General features: G+C 61.2%; 15 protein-coding genes. 7 read left to right on the top strand and 8 right to left on the bottom strand.

The features are described from left to right. Positions 1–2,573 (top strand): amino acid adenylation domain-containing protein (locus ACYVDM_RS22190; protein WP_460475473.1); only part of this gene is annotated, 2,573 nt, incomplete at its 5' end. Then, positions 2,557–2,766 (top strand): MbtH family protein, encoded by a 210-nt coding sequence (locus ACYVDM_RS22185; protein WP_415793339.1) that lies wholly within the window; start codon positions 2,557–2,559, stop codon positions 2,764–2,766. The genes ACYVDM_RS22190 and ACYVDM_RS22185, both read left to right, overlap by 17 nt. Positions 2,767–2,806: 40 nt before the next feature. Here ACYVDM_RS22185 and ACYVDM_RS22180 read toward each other — a convergent pair whose 3' ends face one another. The 8 genes from ACYVDM_RS22180 to ACYVDM_RS22145 all read right to left on the bottom strand — a co-directional run bounded on the left by ACYVDM_RS22180 (position 2,807) and on the right by ACYVDM_RS22145 (position 10,793). Beyond that, positions 2,807–4,099: a TRAP transporter large permease gene (locus ACYVDM_RS22180; RefSeq protein WP_415793340.1), complete on the bottom strand. Its 1,293-nt coding sequence runs from the start codon at positions 4,097–4,099 to the stop codon at positions 2,807–2,809. After that, positions 4,096–4,581: a TRAP transporter small permease gene (locus ACYVDM_RS22175; protein ID WP_415793341.1), complete on the bottom strand. Its 486-nt coding sequence runs from the start codon at positions 4,579–4,581 to the stop codon at positions 4,096–4,098. The genes ACYVDM_RS22180 and ACYVDM_RS22175 overlap by 4 nt, the downstream gene beginning before the upstream one ends. A gap of 62 nt (positions 4,582–4,643) precedes the next feature. After that, entirely contained in the window at positions 4,644–5,669 is a 1,026-nt protein-coding gene (locus ACYVDM_RS22170) for a TRAP transporter substrate-binding protein (protein ID WP_415793342.1), read from the bottom strand. Between the two features lie 67 nt (positions 5,670–5,736). Continuing rightward, a complete protein-coding gene (locus ACYVDM_RS22165; protein WP_415793344.1) occupies positions 5,737–6,687 on the bottom strand; it encodes an SDR family oxidoreductase in 951 nt (316 codons plus the stop codon). Next, a complete protein-coding gene (locus tag ACYVDM_RS22160; RefSeq protein ID WP_415793345.1) occupies positions 6,684–7,478 on the bottom strand; it encodes a hydroxypyruvate isomerase family protein in 795 nt (264 codons plus the stop codon). The genes ACYVDM_RS22165 and ACYVDM_RS22160 overlap by 4 nt, the downstream gene beginning before the upstream one ends. Continuing rightward, entirely contained in the window at positions 7,475–8,368 is an 894-nt protein-coding gene (locus ACYVDM_RS22155; protein WP_415793346.1) for an NAD(P)-dependent oxidoreductase, read from the bottom strand. The genes ACYVDM_RS22160 and ACYVDM_RS22155 overlap by 4 nt, the downstream gene beginning before the upstream one ends. Continuing rightward, the gene (gene ilvD / locus ACYVDM_RS22150) at positions 8,365–10,077 is read right to left on the bottom strand and encodes a dihydroxy-acid dehydratase (protein ID WP_415793347.1); all 1,713 of its coding nucleotides are present in this window, start codon (positions 10,075–10,077) and stop codon (positions 8,365–8,367) included. Before ilvD ends, ACYVDM_RS22155 begins: the two co-directional genes overlap by 4 nt. Positions 10,078–10,106: 29 nt before the next feature. Then, positions 10,107–10,793, bottom strand: a complete 687-nt coding sequence (locus ACYVDM_RS22145) for a GntR family transcriptional regulator (protein ID WP_415793348.1) — start codon at positions 10,791–10,793, stop codon at positions 10,107–10,109. 455 nt (positions 10,794–11,248) lie between these two features. On the opposite strand from ACYVDM_RS22145, the gene ACYVDM_RS22140 reads away from it, so the two are divergent. Genes ACYVDM_RS22140 through ACYVDM_RS22120 form a run of 5 tightly spaced genes read left to right on the top strand, consistent with a single transcriptional unit; the run spans position 11,249 to position 15,751 of the window. Continuing rightward, on the top strand, positions 11,249–13,447 hold the full coding sequence (locus tag ACYVDM_RS22140; protein WP_415793349.1) for a type VI secretion system Vgr family protein: 2,199 nt from the start codon (positions 11,249–11,251) through the stop codon (positions 13,445–13,447). 49 nt (positions 13,448–13,496) lie between these two features. Further along, a complete protein-coding gene (locus ACYVDM_RS22135; protein ID WP_415793350.1) occupies positions 13,497–13,970 on the top strand; it encodes a hypothetical protein in 474 nt (157 codons plus the stop codon). 1 nt (position 13,971) lies between these two features. Continuing rightward, on the top strand, positions 13,972–14,799 hold the full coding sequence (locus ACYVDM_RS22130; RefSeq protein ID WP_415793351.1) for a hypothetical protein: 828 nt from the start codon (positions 13,972–13,974) through the stop codon (positions 14,797–14,799). A gap of 4 nt (positions 14,800–14,803) precedes the next feature. Next, positions 14,804–15,409 carry a hypothetical protein gene (locus ACYVDM_RS22125; RefSeq protein WP_415793352.1) on the top strand — a complete coding sequence of 202 codons (606 nt, stop codon included), beginning with the start codon at positions 14,804–14,806 and terminating at the stop codon, positions 15,407–15,409. A 51-nt stretch (positions 15,410–15,460) separates the two neighbouring features. Next, on the top strand, positions 15,461–15,751 hold the full coding sequence (locus ACYVDM_RS22120; protein ID WP_415793353.1) for a PAAR domain-containing protein: 291 nt from the start codon (positions 15,461–15,463) through the stop codon (positions 15,749–15,751). Positions 15,752–15,835: the final 84 nt, after the last annotated feature.

The following is a 15,835-nucleotide window of genomic DNA, read 5'->3' as shown; positions in this document are numbered from 1 at the left end:
TCAGTGCCCAAGAGCGGCACCAGATATTGCACGACTGGAACGATACCGCTCGCGAGGTGGACCCCGCCACGCTGCCCGCGTTGTTCGAAGCACAGGTGCGCCGCGATCCCCAGGCAACCGCAGTGGTGTACGAGGACGAGCAGTTGAGCTACGCCGAGCTCAACGCGCGTGCCAACCGACTGGCGCACGGCCTGATCAGCCGCGGCATAGGCCCCGAGAGCGTGGTGGGCCTGTGCCTGGAACGGTCGCTCGATATGGTGGTGGCGCTGCTGGGCATCGTCAAGTCCGGCGCGGCGTACTTGCCGCTGGATCCGACCTATCCACGGGATCGCCTGCGGTTCATGCTGGCAGACGCCCGCCCGGTGTGCACGATCACGACCGCAACGCTGGCCGGCAGCCTGCCACCAAACACCGAACTGCTGCGGCTGGACGACCCGGCCGTGATCGCGCAGTGCGCGGTCCAATCCTCCGAAGACCCCACCGATGCGCAGCGCACCGCACCGCTTCATCTGCTGCATGCCGCCTACGTCATCTACACCTCCGGCTCGACCGGAATCCCAAAGGGCGTCGTCGTCTCGCACCAGGGACTTGCCAGCCTGTTGGCAAGCCTGAGCGATCAACTTCCTTTGGGAACCGAGACCCGAGTTCTGCAAGCGACTTCAGCCAGCTTCGATGTGTCGGTTGCAGATTTCTGCGTAAGCATCCTGTCGGGAGGCTGCTTAATTGCCGCGCGGCGCGAGGACTTGTTGGGAGATGCGCTGGTTGCGATATGCGAGCGATATGCGGTCACGCATATTTCGGCGTCCCCTTCTCTTCTGGGCACCATCCCATCCAGATCCCTGCCGGGCAGCATTGAACTGGTTTGTGCCGGCGAGCCATGCACGCAACAGCTTGCGCGGCAATGGTCTGGCGGGCGTCGCATGATCAACGCCTATGGCCCCACGGAGACCACCGTCTACACCACGATGAGCAGCCCCCTGTCCGGAGCCGAGCGTCCACCGATCGGCCGTCCGATCTGGAACACGCAAGTGTACGTACTGGACGGCGCCCTGCAACCCGTGCCAACGGGCGCGGCCGGCGAGCTATACATCAGTGGCGCGGGCCTGGCCCGCGGGTATCTGGGCAGACCAGGCCTGACCTCGGAACGGTTCGTGGCAAACCCATTTGGCCCGCCGGGCAGCCGGATGTATCGCACAGGCGACGTGGTGAAGTGGCGCCCGGACGGCGTGTTGGATTTTGTGGGCCGCGCCGATGGGCAGGTGAAAATCCGCGGGTATCGCATCGAGCCGGGCGAGATCGAGAGCGTACTGCTGAGCCACCCTTCGGTGAACCAGGTCGCCGTGGTGGTACGCGAGGATCGCCCAGGCGAGAGACAACTGGTTGGCTATGTGGTGGCGACCGATGGTAGTGAGCCGGACCCTGCCGAGCTACGGCGACATGTCGCCGCTCGGTTGCCGGAATACATGGTGCCGGCGGCGGTGATGGTGCTGGACGCATTGCCGCTGACACCGAACGGGAAACTGGACCGTCAGGCACTGCCAGCGCCGTCGTTCGTGGCCAGCCTGGGCCAGGAGCCGCGCACGCCGCAAGAAGAGATTCTGGCCAGACTGTTTGCCGAGGTACTTGGCCTGGATCGGGTCGGGATCGAAGACAACTTCTTCGACCTTGGAGGGCACTCGTTGCTGGCAGTACGATTGCTCAGCCGGATACGGTCGACGCTAAAGGTTGAACTCGCTGTTCATGCGATTTTCGAATCGCCAACGGTCGCGAGCCTGGCGCAAAGGCTGTATCAACAGAACGATACACTGCATTCCTTTTCGGGGCTTCTTCCCCTTAGAAGCAAAGGCGAATTTCCACCCTTATTCTGCGTGCATCCCATTACGGGTTTGAGTTGGTGCTACTCCAGCTTGATGGCCCCGATAGAGCGCAATTATCCAATATACGGAATACAGGCCACAGGGCTACTGCAAGAGCGTGCTTTGCCCATTTCAATTACTGAAATGGCGGATCAATACATAGAGCAGATTCGGGAAATTTCTCCGAACGGACCATACTACTTGCTGGGATGGTCGTTTGGCGGATTTGTCGCGCAAGAAATAGCATCCCGGATCTGCGCTCGCGATGATGGATCTATTCTCGTTCTTCTCAACTGCTATCCCGACGCTTTTTCCGACACGACAAGACCGCCCGCCCCGCTCGAGGAAAGCTCCGAAGCGCTGGAGGATATCTTCGCGCAGTACGGGATTCCCGCTGATCAAATTCCTTCTCCGATTTTTGGAAGATTGAAGAAGGTACTGATAAACAATTCTTCAATATTGGAAGAACATCGACCGTCTGCAGCAAATGTAGATTGGGTATTCTTTCAAGCCATGCATAGTCACGGCGCTGAAGATCCTTCGGCGTGGCAGAAATATATTACGGGCTCTTCGATGGCGCATGAGATTGAGTGTTCGCACATGGAGCTAGCGCTTCCGGAGAATCTCACGGCGATAGGACATATGATTTCTGCCGTACTGAAGCAAAAATCGCAGACAGACAAACCTAAGGATGACACTCATGGCCGGCCCATTTGAAAACGACCAAGAACGGTATATTGTATTAATCAATGACGAAGGCCAGCATTCCCTATGGCCTGAGTTGATTGCTGTGCCTGCCGGCTGGAGCCGATCGTTTGGCCCGGAGAGCAGAAAATCCTGTCTCGAATATGTGGAAAAGCACTGGACGGATATGCGGCCGGAATCTCTTGCTAAAGCGACCGCCCAGTGACGTCGGTCTGGACACGGAAGCACTCACCAGCGCCCACGTGCTAGCTGACGAAACGCGGCAAGTACAGCGAAATCGCCGGGAACAGGACCAGGATCGCCAAGCGGCCGATGTCACTGATGACGAACGGCGTCACCCCGCGGAAGATCGTCTGCGATGACACGCCCGGCAGCAAGCCCCGCAGCACAAAGACATTCATGCCGAACGGCGGGGTGATGAAACTGATCTCGGTGACCACTACCACGATGATGCCGAACCAGATCAAGTCGAAACCCATGCTCTGCACCAGTGGGTAGAACACCGGCACGGTCAGCAGGATCATCGACATGCTTTCCAGCACGCAGCCCAAAACAAGATAGATGCCGCAGATGGCAAAGATCACGACCAACGGGCTCAATTGGTAGCGTTCCACTAGGTCCAGCAGGTCGCTGGGCAGCGACGTGAAGTTGATGAAATTGGCCAGCATCAGCGCGCCTATCATCACCACGAAGATCATGCCGGTGGTTTTGACCGATTCCACCACCACTTCCACGAACTTGCGCCAGGTCATGGCCTTGCGGCAGCAGGCGAATACGAACCCCAGGAACGCGCCGACGCCGGCGGCTTCGGCAGGCGTGAACACGCCGGCATAGATACCGCCCATCAGTATGGCGATCATGGCAAGAATCGCCCACACTTTGCCCAGCGCCTGACGGATTTGCGGCCAGGTGCTGCGTTCCCCCTTGGGGCCAGCGGCGGGGTCGCGATATACCACCCAGCTGACCGCGAGCATGTAGCAGCCTATAGCCAGAATGCCCGGCAGTACCCCGGCGGCAAACATTTTGCCGATGCTCTGTTCCGTCAGCAGACAGTACACGACCATGATGATGGACGGCGGAATCAGGATCCCCAGCGTGCCGCCTGCCGCAATCGACCCGGCTGCCAGCTTCTCGCTATAGCCGATACGGCGCATTTCAGGATAGGCCACCTTTGCCATGGTGGCTGCCGTGGCCAGACTGGAGCCGCAAATGGCACCAAAGCCGCCGCACGCCACGATGGTGGACATGGCCAGCCCACCGCGCCGGTGCCCAAGTACAGCATGGGCGGCCGCGTACAGCTCGCGCGACATGCGCGACTCTGTCACGAAGTTGCCCATCAAAATGAAAAGCGGCAGCACCGACAACAAATACTGGAAACCGCTTTCGTAGATAACGGATCCCGCCATGGCGTAGGCGGCATTCCAGTTGCGCAGTAGTCCCAGGCCGATGAACCCTACCAGCGCCATGGCGAAAGCCACCGGCACGCGCACGAACACCAGCGCCAGCATGGTGCCCAGGGCGATCAAGGCTTCGGTCATGGTGTCGTTTCCTCTGGGGCCGATAGGGGCCGGCACATATTGGATAGTTGGTAAATGGCGTCCAGCGCCAGCAGTACCGCCATGGCGTAGACGAATGGCGCGAGCGGAATACCCAGCATGGCGGTGATGTCGCCGTAGTCGGCGGTGCTGTCTGCCTTGCTCCAGGTAACCCAGGCCAGAAAGCCGCTGACCACGCCGGCGAGCAAGGCACCGAAACGGTCTTGCAGGCGTACGGCGCGCGCCGAGAACAGGTGGCTGAAGCCATCTACAGTAATGTGGCCGCGCGCACGGGTCATTAGAGGAATGCCAGAGAAAATGACCGCGATCATCATCAGTTCGACCAGTTCCACCGAGCCGAGGATGGGGCGGTTGAACAAATAGCGGCCGGTGGCATCGATGACAGTCAGCAGGCTCATGCCGCACAGGCTGATCACCGCCACGGCCCTGAGCGCGGCCTCAATCACGTAGTTCAAGTATTTCAAGCTGTTCTCGCAGTAGCGGGCACCCGGGCAATCCCGGGCGATACGTCGCGTCCGGGGCGCGTTTATTGGCTGTCGAGCTGCTTGATCTCGGAGCGGAACGACGCCAGGGCGGCGGGACCGTCGATGCCCTGGGCCGCGGCGGCGTCCAGCCAGACCTGCTCGAAGCCTTGCGTGCGCTCGCGCACCGCCGCCACCAAGGCGTCGTCCGCCTTCACGACCTGTATGCGCCCACTGTCCAGCACTTTGTGGGCCTCGGCATCGTGCTTATCCCAGGCTTTGCCGGCGATCTCCGCCAGATGCCGGCCCGACAGTTTCAGCACGATGTCCTGGTCCTGCTTGGACAAGCGCGCGAAAGCGTCGCGGTTCATGATCACGGCATGGGTATCGGAGTACAGCCCGCCGGGGAACACGGTCGCATGCTTGATGAGGCCGTCCAGCTTGAACGACACTAACGATTCGGCCGGGAAGAACACGCCGTCGACCACACCCGTGCTTAGCAGTTCATACGACTCGGGGGCCGGCTTGGCGATCGGGGTGGCACCCACCGCCTTGGCGACATCGGCGGCCATGCCGCCGCCCACGCGCACTTTCAACCCCTGAAAGTCGTCGATGTCGGCAACGGGCTTGCTGGTGGTGAACACAATGCCGGGGCCATGTGCATAAATGCCAAGCAATTGCACGCCTTTGTGCTCGTCTGCCTTGAGCAAGTACTTTTCGTAGGTATCCCACGCGGCAACCGAACGCGACACCGCCGTATTGCCCGAGAACGGCATCACGGCGAACTTGGTCAGCTGGAAGCGGCCCGGGTAGTAGGCATGCGATACGAACGAGATGTCCACCAAGCCGTCGCGCACCGCATCAAAGTGGCCAGCGGGGTTGGTAACCGGCTTGGGCAGCAGGCGCAGCGTGACTCGCCCGTCGGTGGCCTGTTCGATTTCCTTGGCCCAAGGCATGATGAAGTCCGCCACCACGGCATGCGTGGGTGGCAGCCAGCTCGACACCGTCAGTTGGACTTTCTGGGCGTGCGCAGGCAAGGTCGCGGCAAGTGCTGCACCGGTGATTGCGATGTTTGCCAGGGTTTTGATCATTGTGTCTCCTCGTGTGGTCTTTGTGTTTTGATGGGCAACGATAGGCGGGCGCAAGCGTGAGCAGGCCCTAGAGGGTCTGGGCCGCGTGATCCAGCAAGGTCTGTAGATTGCCGTCGTGGCGAAATCCCGCAGCGCAGGCGGCGGGCGTGGATAGCGGCGGTTGACTGCCGAACTGCGCTTCAATAGCCGGCTCGGGGGCATAGCACACGCGCGCGCTGGCCGTGCCATCGCCTCGTGCATCGAAGGCCGCAACGATCTCCCGCACCGATACATGCAGCGCGGGCAGGGTCCAGGCTGTTTTTTCGCCAGGTGCCTGAGTGGCTAACCAGGCTGCGTTCAACAGATTGTCGATGCAGCACGTGCGAGACATGAGCCACAGCGTTGCGTCGGGGCCGACCGGCATGGTGCACGATTGGCCGGCAGCTAGCGAGCGGATCAGCGTGCTGGAAAATGCTGACCAGGCGCCATTAGGCGCGGGCGGGCGCGGCACGATGCCGGGCAGGCGCACCGTACGCGCTCGCAGAAAACCGCGGCGTGTGTAGTCCGCCAGCAGAATCTCCATGGCCAGTTTGTGCGCGCCGTAGCTCAAGGCCGGCGCGGCAGGGGTTTGCTCATCGACGTGATCGGGTAGCGGTGCGCCGAACACGGCGATGCTGCTGGTGAACACAAACCCGGGCGATTTGCCTTGCTGGCGCAACCGCTCCAGCAATTGCAGCGAGCCGGTCAGGTTGACCTGCAGGCCCAAATCGAATTGCTCTTCGGCACGCCCGCTGGCCACACAAGCCAAGTGAAACACTAAGTCGGGCGCAGGCTCTGTTATCGCCGCCAACACCGCCGAGTCGGCAAAGCTGCCTTCAATGCCGCGCACGCGAGGGTCAGGCGGCAGCTCGCCCAGTTTCACATCGCACAGGGTAATCCGGGCCGGCACCCCATAGCCGGGCAGGTCGGTCAGCGCACACAATCGCTCGACCAAAGCATGGCCGATGTATCCGCCGGCACCGGTAACGAGAATGTTCATGGCGTGTCTTGATTGTCCAGTATGGCGTGGTAGGCGTGCCGCCATACCAGGTTGGCCGAGGTGTCGCCTTTCGGGATGTATTCGCAGCCGACCCAGCCGGCGTAACCATGGTTTGCCAGCTTGCGCAGTGCACCCGCTACGGCAGGAGAGGCGGGGTCGGGCTCGTGGCGTCCCTGCGGGTTGGCAAACTGTACGTGGCGCACCAGGGGCAGCACGTCGTCAAGCGTCGTGCCCAGGTCCAGACCTTCACGCTGGGTATGGTAAAGATCGAACTGCAGGCCGACTGCATCGTGCCCCACGGTGTTGATAATGTCGGCGACTTGATCCGGCCGGTAGTAAAAATAGCCCGGCAAGTCAGTGCGGTTCAGCGCCTCCAGCGTCAGTGTCACGCCTGCTTGTTGCGCCCGCTTGGCAGCTTTGCGCAGGTTGCTGATCAACGTGGCGCGGCAGGCGCTAGGCACGGCACCGGCAGGCGGCACGCCCGCCATGACGTGAATCATCCGGCATTCAGTGGCCTCGCACACCTGCAGGGCGCGCTGCAATGCATGGCTGAAATCGTCTTCCCGGCCTGGCAAGCAAGCCAGCCCCTTTTCACCCGCCGAGCCCACCGGCGTGTTGACCAGCACCAGTTCCAGGCGATGGTCGCGCAGCATCGTGGCCAACTCACGGGGGGCGAGGTCGTAGGGAAACAATATTTCCGCACCGGCAAAGCCGTCGCGCGCCGCCGCAGCCATGCGTTGCGCCAACGGCAGCCCCGGGTACAGCAGCGAAAGATTGGCAGCCAGTTTCATCGTGGTTTCTCGTGAGAGGCGGGGCGTTCGGGCCAGGCAACCCGCACGATGTCGGACAGGTCGGCGTTGCCCAGGCCTTGCGCGGCGGCCGCCCGATAGCTAGCCAGCACGCCGTTCAGGCCCGCCAATTCGGTGTCGGTGACGCGCGCCAAGGCTGCCACGTTTTCGACGTCTTTCAGCATGGTGGCCACCGAGCCCAGCGGCTGGTCGATAGGGCCGGTCATGCGCGGTACGAAAGTCTGCAACAGGGTGGAGTCGGCCCAGCCGCCTGCCAACGCGGTATTTAACGCAGCCGCGTCGATGCCGCTGCGCTGGGCCAGCGCGACCGCCTCGGCGACCGCGTTCACAGTGCTGGCGACGATAGTCTGGTTGCACAGTTTGGTGACTTGGCCCGCCCCCACCGCACCCATGCGCGTGATACGGCCGGCGTAGGCACGCATGTATCGCGACGCCGTGTCGATGGTGTCGGCCGGCCCGCCTGCCATGATGGACAGGGTGCCGGCCTCGGCGCCAGCCACGCCCCCTGAAACCGGTGCATCCACCCAGACGCGGCTACTGATTTGCCGCAGTTCCGCGGCATAGCGGCGTGCGGCATCCGGAGCGATGCTGGAATGATCCACCAGCCAAGCACCGCCGGCGTGATGTACGCCTTGTGCACCAAATACCGTGTCGTACACGGCACGTTCGTCGGTCAGGCACAGGAACACGCCGTCGCAGCCATGCGCCGCTTCGGCCGGTGTTGCCGCCAGTTCGGCGCCGTCGGCCACCAGGGCCTGGGCCTTTGCGGGGCTGCGGTTCCATACCCGTACGCGATGTCCCGCCGCAAGCAGGCGGCGCACCATGGGCGCACCCATCAGTCCGATACCGCAAAAAGCCAGGGTGATGCTCATTCTGTCTCCGGAGTTTCATAAGGCCATTGCACATTGCCGGAATGGGTTACCGCGCCTTCGTGCGCCGGCCGTACCAGCAAGGCATACTTCTCGAGCGCGCCGGCTAATTGCGGCCGTACGGGCGGCATGTAGTCGGCACGTCGGGCTGCCAGTTCGGTATCGCTCAGATCCACATTCAGCGTGTTGGCCCGGGCATCGATATGAATCATGTCGCCATCGCGTATCAGTCCTATGGGTCCGCCTGACGCAGCTTCGGGCCCGGCATAGCCGATGCACAGACCGCGCGTGGCGCCCGAAAAACGGCCATCGGTCAGCAGCGCCACTTTTTCGCCCATACCTTGCCCATATAACGCCGCCGTTACGCTAAGCATTTCCCGCATGCCCGGCCCGCCCTTGGGGCCTTCGTTGCGTATGACCAGCACTTCGCCCTGCCGATAGGTGCGCTGCGACACCGCGCGCATGCAGTCTTCTTCATTCTCGAACACCCGCGCCGGGCCGGAAAATTGCAGCGACTTCAGGCCGGCAATTTTCAGCAGCGCCCCTTGGGGGCTGAGATTACCCTTGAGCACCGCAACACCTCCCGAAGGATGAATGGCTTGTGTGCAGGGCCGCACAACCTGGCCGTCCGGTTCCGGGGCATCGGCCAGCGCCTGTTCCAGGCTGCGGCCGTCCAGGGTAAGCACATTGCCATCCAGGTAGCCGCTCGCCAGCAATGCCTTTAGCACGGCCGGCACGCCGCCGACTTCGTGCAGATCGCGGGCCAGAAAGCGCCCGCCGGGCTGCAGGTCGGCAATCAAGGGCGTGCGGCGGAATACGTCGGCCACGTCGTCCAGCGTGTAGCGTATGCCGGCTTCGTGCGCGATAGCGGGAATATGCAGCGCGGCGTTGGTGGACCCGCCCGTTGCGGCGACGGCGGCACAGGCGTTGTCAAGGCTGGCGCGGGTGACGAGGTCACGCGGCAGTGGGCCGCCATCGGCCAGTATGCGCATGACCCGCTGACCCGCCTGCTGAGCAATGGCCAGGCGTTCGCTGTAAACCGCCGGCATCATCGCGGAACCCAGCGGCGACAGGCCTAAAGCTTCGCCCACCATGGCCATCGTGTTGGCGGTGAACTGGCCCGGACACGAACCCGCGGACGGCGTGCACGTGCGTTCCATGGCTTTCAGTTCGACGGCCGTCATCGTGCCGTGCTGGACGCGACCCACGGCTTCAATGGTATCTAGGATGGTGGCCTGGCCGCCCAGGGCATGGCCCGGCAGCGTGGCGCCGCCATACAGAAACACGCCCGGCACATTCAGCCGCACCATGGCCATCATCATGGCCGGCAAGGTTTTGTCGCAGCCGGCGAACGCAACCAACCCGTCATAGGCGTGGCCGCGCACGACCAGTTCGACGCTGTCGGCAATGGTTTCGCGCGACAGCAAGCTCATGCGCATGCCAGCATGATTCATCGAGGTACCGTCCGATACCGAGATGGTCGAGAAACTCACCGGCACGCCGCCGCCGGCGGCTACTCCCAGGCGAGCCCGGTCGGCCTGGGGCGCCAGGCCCATCGAACAGGGGGTGTTCTCGCCCTGGGTGCTGACGATGCCGACTACCGATTTTTTCAGGGCGTCATCGTCGAAACCAGTGGCGCGCAAGAAAGCGCGATGCGGTGCCCGGGTCAAGCCATCGGTGACCATGCGGGAACGATGTTTGTGCAAAGACATGTCAGATCCTGTTAAAGCGTGGGCAGGCGTCAGGCGCCGGCCAGCATGCTGCGGTGTGCCGTCAATTTATCGAAAGCCCAGCAGATATCGCGTTCCATCGCTGCCCTGGCTTTGTTGGCGTCGCGTTGGGCAATCGCTCGCACGATGGCGGCATGGAATTCGGCGCTTGGCCGTTCATCAGAATGCATCAGTTCACGGGTGGCGCGCAGATAGGGGCCCGATTGCAGCCAAAGGCTTTCAATGGTGGCCATCATCGAGTCCGAACGCGCCGCACGGTAAATCGTGAAATGAAAAAGCTGGTTGTTTTCCAGACCGTCGGCCACCGAGCTGCGGTCGGTCAGTGACTGGCCGATATGCGCCGCTAGGTCGCGCAGCGCTTGAAGTTCCTCGCTGGTGATGTGTTCAACCGCCCAGGCCGTGACCGAGCCTTCGATCAGCAAGCGGGCGCGTCGGATGTCTTCCAGTCGGGTGCGCGAAATAACCGGCACGCGCATGGAACGGCTTTTCATGGGTTCCAGGGCGCGCTGCGCGGCCAGCCGGCGCAAGGCCTCGCGTACCGGCATGGCACTGGTGCCAAACGCGTCGGCCAACTCCTGTATGCCCAGCACCTCGCCGGCGGCATAGTCGCCGCGCATCAGGTGGTCGCGCAACCGGCGATACACCGCTTCGTTGACCGACGTGTGAACCAGGGGTGCCAGGTCAGGGTGAGTAGACATTCAGATCTTTGATCAAAAATCAAAGATGCGAATTTGCCCAAAAAATCCCGGCTCGCCTATCCAGGTTTCCCCTTATCGGTGGACCGGGGTAATCGTATCGAAACGGACGTGCCTCGGGGTTAGCACGTGAGCGTGCCAGTGAGCAGCGATAACTGCTGTCGGTGTTGATTTGCACGCAAATCTGACCCACTGGCCGCATGGCAATTTGCCACCAATCGTCGATCTCTTATTGAAACAAAATATTGTTACCACCACTTTCCCGACGGTCCTGCACGCTCCCTCGTTGACAGATGAGGATCAGTTCGCGCGCACCATCCGATTTTGTCCTATCCAGCTCAGCGGTTCGTTTATTTTTTTCTTGTGGTTACATATAGAATTATATATGTCCATTTGAAAACAAATTTAGGGAATGCGCCTGCCGCGGTTCCTTTAGTATGCCAGGTCGCTAACGCTTCATGACTACACAGTTCAGAATGGTGTATCGCTCATCCACGCGGGGTGAGATGCCCTCGATTGCAGACCTATCAAACATGCTGAATACGGACCGAATGATCCGGGTTTCGGTCGGTGCCGAGCCCTCCGGATTTCTGTTCGACACCATGCAAGGCACGGACGGCCTGTCTACCTTGTCCGAATACCGGGTGCGCCTGCTGCACCGTTCGATGCAGGTCGACGTCGGAAGCCTGCTGGGGCAACCCCTTACCCTGACGATAGAAGCCACGGCCACGCCTAGGTATCTCGGCGGCGTGATCGCCAGCTTTGCACTGCTGGGCCAGGCCGACGACACGGATCGCTATTTCGCCTACGAGGCCGTGGCGGTACCCTGGCTGTGGCTAGCCACGCACAAGCGGGAATTCCGCATCTATCAGAACCAGACCGTGCCGGACACTATCAAGCAGGTGCTGGCGCCTTACGGTTACGCGTTCGAATTCGAGCTGGCCGAAAACTACGAGCCGCGCGTCTATTGCGTGCAGTACGACGAAAGCGATTTCCAGTTCGTCAGCCGGCTGCTGGAAGCCGAAGGCATCCATTACTACTTTCGACACGCCCAGGACAAGCACACCCTGGTGATGAGCGACGAGGTGCAGAGCCACAAGACCGTGGCTGGCTATGAACAGGTCCGGTATTTCCCCGAAGACAAGCTGACGCTGCCGCAACAGGACTACATGACCCGGATGGCGGTGTATGAGGGCCTGCGGCCCGGCCGGTACACGACCAACGACTACAACTTCGTCACACCCAATGCCGACCTGAAGGCCCGCCAGCAAATCCAGCTACCCCATGAGCACAGCCAGGCCGAGGTATACGACTGGCCCGGTAACTACGGCGACACGCCACTGGGCGAGCGCTACGCACGCCAGCGCATGGAGGAACAACATCACGTACGCAACACCCGTACATTGCGCAGCACGGCCCGGGGCGTGGCCACCGGATCGCTGTTCAATCTGACCGGCTGCCCGCGCACGGAAGAGAACCGCGAGTATCTAGTGCTGGCCACGCGCTACGACCTGAAGGAAAACAACTACAGCTCCGTGGGCAACGATGCCTCGCAGGGCCACAGGTGCCTGTTCAACCTGACGGTGCAGGATACGAAGCTGCCGTTCCGGCCGCCCCGCATCACCGAAAAGCCGCGTTCCAGGGGCCCGCAAACCGCGGTGGTAGTGGGGCCGCAGGGCAAGGAGATCTGGACCGACGAGTACGGCCGGGTCAAGGTGCATTTCCACTGGGACCGCTACGACAAGCGCGACGAGAACAGCTCCTGCTGGATCCGTGTATCCACCAGTTGGGCCAGCGGCAATTTCGGCGCGATCCAGGTGCCACGTATTGGCGACGAGGTAATCGTGGATTTTCTTAACGGAGATCCGGATTACCCGATCATCACGGGACGGGTGTACAACGCGGCGAAGATGCCGCCCTGGAAGCTGCCTGACAACGAAACTCAGATGGGCATCTATACGCGCTCTAGCCCTGGCGGCAACTATCACACGGCCAATGCCCTGAGATTCGAGGACAAGACCGGCCAGGAAGAAATCTACGTTCTAGCTCAGAAGGACCGCAACGAGAAGACCAAGAACAACCATACCGAGCGGATCGACAATAACTGGGTGCAGTCCGTGGGGAACCACAAGGCCATCGAGGTCGATGGCAATCACAGTGAGTCGGTGCACGGCAACATGATGCTGCACGTGGGTCCCAGCGGCGTGGGACGCGTGTTGTCCGATTCGTTCCGCAAGTTGGTGGCGGGTATTGCTGACGTGGCCAAGGCGTTGCCGATCCCAGGCATCAACCAGCTGGGGCGCGGCGTTTATTCCCTGTTCGCGGACCAGGCCATCAACGAGGCCACCGCCGGCGTCAAGACCCAGTTCGTGGGCCTGACCAAGACCGTGACAGTGGGCGGCACGATCGTCGAAAGCGCCGGTCATTCGATACAGCTGACGTCGGGTTCCCACATCTCGGTGGACGCTGCGAACACGGTTTCCATGACCTCGAATGGCGAGTTCCATGTTCAGGTCGGAAAATCGGAGCTGCGCTTGACTGCCGATGGGTTCATTCGTTTGAGCGGAGACACGCTCTTTCTGAATTTCGAGAACGGCATCGAAATGCAAGCCACGAACGAGATTGCGCTTTCTTCCAAGAAAATCAATCTGAATTGATCGCCCTCATATCAGGATTCACTCAATCGCATCAGGCACATCAATCATCATGATTCACAACAAGCGACAGTTTTTTATCTCGGGCGTGACATTGTTGCTCGTGATCGCCGGTGTATTAATTGCATCGCATTTTTTTGGTGAGAAAGGCCAACCGCCACTGGCCTCGACACAAGGACAACTTTCTTGTGGCAGCGAGCAGTATGCCGAATACAACAAGAACATGGTGCTGGCCGGAGAAATGACTATCGGCAGGCAGCCGCCGTCGGGTACACGCCAGCAGCAGCAAGCCATGGTCGACGCTTTCGGGGCACTCACCCTGCCAACGGACAAGACCATCATTTCCGCTGGTCACCTGAAAACGGGGAAGGTGTATACAAAGGTATGTCAAAACGAAAAATGCACCATGAACGAGATGGCGGAGCCCGAGCAGGCCTGCTTGACCGAGAATTGGAGTGGTTGTCGATATCTGGCAATGCAATTCAGAGAAAAACAGTACTGCTTCCTGACGCCCTCGGATCAGTGACATGAGCGACACAGAATTTCCATTTGGCAATGACCTGATGAAACCCGACGATTGGGTGGGCACCATGGGCGCGAAATCCACGCGTTGGCTCATTTCCTATGAGGGCAGCCTGGCCGTCGTATGCGGCTACCACAGCTTCATTTTTCTTGGCCTGGACAGCATGGCCATCAGCGTGGTGAACATCCTGAACTGCGGCTTCACCCTGAGCGTCCCCGTCGGCAAGTTACTCAAAGCCGGAACCAGCTCCGTCAGGGAGGCCTTGGCTTTCGAGAAAGCCAACGATCTCGTCGGGAACGCCAAGAAAGTCGACGATGCCATCAACATGGAGCGGGAACAAAGCGAAGCCAACAGCGGCATAGCGCTGTACGAGCGCATGCAGAAGGGGATCCCTCAATTGATCTACGCGAGCAAGCCCTTTTCGTTCAACGACCTCGCGGGCATGCTAGGCGGCATCGCCGGCGCCGAGATCGAGGCTGGCGGTGCCGCGGCCATATACCGAATCGAAGGCTACGACGGTATAACGGGAGGTTTGACGAGCGATTTTTTCTTCCGGGCCACGATCGCCAACGCTGGGACCGGATTAGTATCAGGTGGCGTGGGAATATCCGCGGGCATCTGGAGCGTCGAAGGCCCCCGCAATCTCTATTGGGAGCTGGCAGCGCGCGCACGCGCGCGCTGTGTCGTGGAAAACAGCGCACCGAGCTACGACCAGCCCTATCGGCAGATTCGCAACCTTCATCCGTATCTGCAGGGCCTGCCTCCGGCAGGCTGCTCAATCGCAGAAACCAACTTCAATCCTGCCCGGCTCATGCAGCAACGGATCCCGTAACCCAATGAATACGCAAAGCGCAATCGAATCCAGCAAGCCGGCATTGGCTGGCGCCATACTGTCCAAAGGTGGCCAGAGCTTGCCGGATCTGTGGCGCATTCAACACTCGAACGCCAACGTGTTCCTCCGCTTTGTCAAAACGGGGCAGCCTCAACGAGCGGCAAGCATCTCGGCGATGATTGGCGAAGGAGAGCGCGCCATCCGTCGGGAATTGCAATCCATTCCCGCAGCTTCCTGGTTAAGCCTGTGCGCGGCGGCCGGCTGGACGCATGTCGGTGCAGCATCGCTGTCCTGGTGCGACGGTGCCAGCGAGGCACAGGTATGGCAGGCGTGGACCGAGGCCACGCCATCGGTGGCGTCCCCCGGGGATGCCTTCTTTATCGCAGCCGGGTCGATGAACCCCGCGTTCCTGTTCGAAGACCAGACCCTGTCGTCTTTCGTGCCCCATCTGTTGGCGGACAAGATGAAGGTGTGTGTATCGCTGGCAGCACGTTGCGAGCAGGTGTCGTTGGATTGCTCGCCGGCGGCGCTGCATGCCCTGCCCAAGGACTTTCAGCAGTTCCTGTCCCATCGAGAAATCAAGCTCGCCCAGACGGACGCCAGGCGCTGAACGCCGCGCCTATCCGTATGACCCACCCTGTTTCGGGATATAGACACGACCATGCCAGCCGCAGCCAGACTCAACGATCAGGCCTCTGACCATGACGGTGCGCCGCCGACACCGTGTACCGGTGCCTCGGCCGATGTCAGCATCGACGGCCGCGCCGCCGTACGTGAAGGAGACCCCTTCGCGTCGCACGCCCGCCCGGACGAGTCCGACCATACGCGCAGCCTGGCGGCAGGCTCGAGCTCGGTGTTCATCAACGGCAAGCCTGCCGGCAGGATAGGCGATCCGATTTCATGCGGCGGCGAGATCGCGGAAGGCTCAGAGACCGTATTCATCGGCGGCTGAGCACGGCTTGTACCCACATCAAGAAATCGACAGGATCCAGCGCAGGCGTCTCGCGGTCTTGCTGCCGTAACCTCGCATGCGCCC

This window comes from Bordetella tumulicola (genome assembly GCF_054779135.1).
The sequence above is the reverse complement of the archived record's forward strand: the minus strand, read 5'-3'. Positions and strand labels throughout refer to the sequence as shown.

Bases quoted from the DNA above. Each gene is read 5' to 3' on its own strand.
- ACYVDM_RS22185 (WP_415793339.1), top strand. From the start codon at position 2,557: ATGGCCGGCCCATTTGAAAACGACCAAGAACGGTATATTGTATTAATC.
- ACYVDM_RS22180 (WP_415793340.1), bottom strand. From the start codon at position 4,099: ATGACCGAAGCCTTGATCGCCCTGGGCACCATGCTGGCGCTGGTGTTC.
- ACYVDM_RS22170 (WP_415793342.1), bottom strand. From the start codon at position 5,669: ATGATCAAAACCCTGGCAAACATCGCAATCACCGGTGCAGCACTTGCC.
- ACYVDM_RS22165 (WP_415793344.1), bottom strand. From the start codon at position 6,687: ATGAACATTCTCGTTACCGGTGCCGGCGGATACATCGGCCATGCTTTG.
- ACYVDM_RS22160 (WP_415793345.1), bottom strand. From the start codon at position 7,478: ATGAAACTGGCTGCCAATCTTTCGCTGCTGTACCCGGGGCTGCCGTTG.
- ACYVDM_RS22155 (WP_415793346.1), bottom strand. From the start codon at position 8,368: ATGAGCATCACCCTGGCTTTTTGCGGTATCGGACTGATGGGTGCGCCC.
- ilvD (WP_415793347.1), bottom strand. From the start codon at position 10,077: ATGTCTTTGCACAAACATCGTTCCCGCATGGTCACCGATGGCTTGACC.
- ACYVDM_RS22145 (WP_415793348.1), bottom strand. From the start codon at position 10,793: ATGTCTACTCACCCTGACCTGGCACCCCTGGTTCACACGTCGGTCAAC.
- ACYVDM_RS22140 (WP_415793349.1), top strand. From the start codon at position 11,249: ATGACTACACAGTTCAGAATGGTGTATCGCTCATCCACGCGGGGTGAG.
- ACYVDM_RS22135 (WP_415793350.1), top strand. From the start codon at position 13,497: ATGATTCACAACAAGCGACAGTTTTTTATCTCGGGCGTGACATTGTTG.
- ACYVDM_RS22130 (WP_415793351.1), top strand. From the start codon at position 13,972: ATGAGCGACACAGAATTTCCATTTGGCAATGACCTGATGAAACCCGAC.
- ACYVDM_RS22125 (WP_415793352.1), top strand. From the start codon at position 14,804: ATGAATACGCAAAGCGCAATCGAATCCAGCAAGCCGGCATTGGCTGGC.
- ACYVDM_RS22120 (WP_415793353.1), top strand. From the start codon at position 15,461: ATGCCAGCCGCAGCCAGACTCAACGATCAGGCCTCTGACCATGACGGT.